This is a genomic window from Salmonella sp. K21076, from assembly GCF_039650795.1.
Taxonomy (GTDB): Bacteria; Pseudomonadota; Gammaproteobacteria; order Enterobacterales; family Enterobacteriaceae; genus Salmonella; species Salmonella enterica.
This window is the reverse complement of sequence record NZ_JBCLYA010000001.1, coordinates 1-2,119: the sequence shown is the minus strand read 5'-3', so window position 1 is coordinate 2,119 and position 2,119 is coordinate 1. Positions and strand designations below refer to the sequence as shown.

Annotated in this window: 2 rRNA genes; both read right to left on the bottom strand. The window is 53.8% G+C overall.

Features of this window, described 5'->3' with window-relative positions:
- Positions 1–9 precede the first annotated feature (9 nt).
- Positions 10–125: ribosomal RNA gene (gene rrf, locus AAYN39_RS00010) — 5S ribosomal RNA — on the bottom strand.
- A 102-nt stretch (positions 126–227) separates the two neighbouring features.
- Positions 228–2,119 (bottom strand): 23S ribosomal RNA (locus tag AAYN39_RS00005); the annotation flags it as partial.

Sequence of the window (2,119 nt, the reverse complement as noted above, 5' to 3'; positions counted from 1 at the left end):
TAATTTGATGCCTGGCAGTTCCCTACTCTCGCATGGGGAGACCCCACACTACCATCGGCGCTACGGCGTTTCACTTCTGAGTTCGGCATGGGGTCAGGTGGGACCACCGCGCTAGTGCCGCCAGGCAAATTCTGTTGCCGGAAACGAATCTTTTATCTTTCGTTCCCGAAAATCCGGAATCAGTGCTGAAAATCGTCTCTCATCCGCCAAAACATCTTCGGCGTTGTAAGGTTAAGCCTCACGGTTCATTAGTACCGGTTAGCTCAACGCATCGCTGCGCTTACACACCCGGCCTATCAACGTCGTCGTCTTCAACGTTCCTTCAGGAGACCTAAAGTCTCAGGGAGAACTCATCTCGGGGCAAGTTTCGTGCTTAGATGCTTTCAGCACTTATCTCTTCCGCATTTAGCTACCGGGCAGTGCCATTGGCATGACAACCCGAACACCAGTGATGCGTCCACTCCGGTCCTCTCGTACTAGGAGCAGCCCCCCTCAGTTCTCCAGCGCCCACGGCAGATAGGGACCGAACTGTCTCACGACGTTCTAAACCCAGCTCGCGTACCACTTTAAATGGCGAACAGCCATACCCTTGGGACCTACTTCAGCCCCAGGATGTGATGAGCCGACATCGAGGTGCCAAACACCGCCGTCGATATGAACTCTTGGGCGGTATCAGCCTGTTATCCCCGGAGTACCTTTTATCCGTTGAGCGATGGCCCTTCCATTCAGAACCACCGGATCACTATGACCTGCTTTCGCACCTGCTCGCGCCGTCACGCTCGCAGTCAAGCTGGCTTATGCCATTGCACTAACCTCCTGATGTCCGACCAGGATTAGCCAACCTTCGTGCTCCTCCGTTACTCTTTAGGAGGAGACCGCCCCAGTCAAACTACCCACCAGACACTGTCCGCAACCCGGATCACGGGTCCACGTTAGAACATCAAACATTAAAGGGTGGTATTTCAAGGTCGGCTCCATGCAGACTGGCGTCCACACTTCAAAGCCTCCCACCTATCCTACACATCAAGGCTCAATGTTCAGTGTCAAGCTATAGTAAAGGTTCACGGGGTCTTTCCGTCTTGCCGCGGGTACACTGCATCTTCACAGCGAGTTCAATTTCACTGAGTCTCGGGTGGAGACAGCCTGGCCATCATTACGCCATTCGTGCAGGTCGGAACTTACCCGACAAGGAATTTCGCTACCTTAGGACCGTTATAGTTACGGCCGCCGTTTACCGGGGCTTCGATCAGGAGCTTCGCTTGCGCTGACCCCATCAATTAACCTTCCGGCACCGGGCAGGCGTCACACCGTATACGTCCACTTTCGTGTTTGCACAGTGCTGTGTTTTTAATAAACAGTTGCAGCCAGCTGGTATCTTCGGCTGACTTCAGCTCCGTGAGTAAATCACTTCACCTACGTGTCAGCGTGCCTTCTCCCGAAGTTACGGCACCATTTTGCCTAGTTCCTTCACCCGAGTTCTCTCAAGCGCCTTGGTATTCTCTACCTGACCACCTGTGTCGGTTTGGGGTACGATTTGATGTTACCTGATGCTTAGAGGCTTTTCCTGGAAGCAGGGCATTTGTTGCTTCAGCACCGTAGTGCCTCGTCGTCACGCCTCAGTGTTAAAGTGAACCGGATTTACCTGGAACACATACCTACACGCTTAAACCGGGACAACCGTCGCCCGGCCAACATAGCCTTCTCCGTCCCCCCTTCGCAGTAACACCAAGTACGGGAATATTAACCCGTTTCCCATCGACTACGCCTTTCGGCCTCGCCTTAGGGGTCGACTCACCCTGCCCCGATTAACGTTGGACAGGAACCCTTGGTCTTCCGGCGAGCGGGCTTTTCACCCGCTTTATCGTTACTTATGTCAGCATTCGCACTTCTGATACCTCCAGCATGCCTCACAGCACACCTTCACAGGCTTACAGAACGCTCCCCTACCCAACAACACACGGTGTCGCTGCCGCAGCTTCGGTGCATGGTTTAGCCCCGTTACATCTTCCGCGCAGGCCGACTCGACCAGTGAGCTATTACGCTTTCTTTAAATGATGGCTGCTTCTAAGCCAACATCCTGGCTGTCTGGGCCTTCCCACATCGTTTCCCACTTAACCAT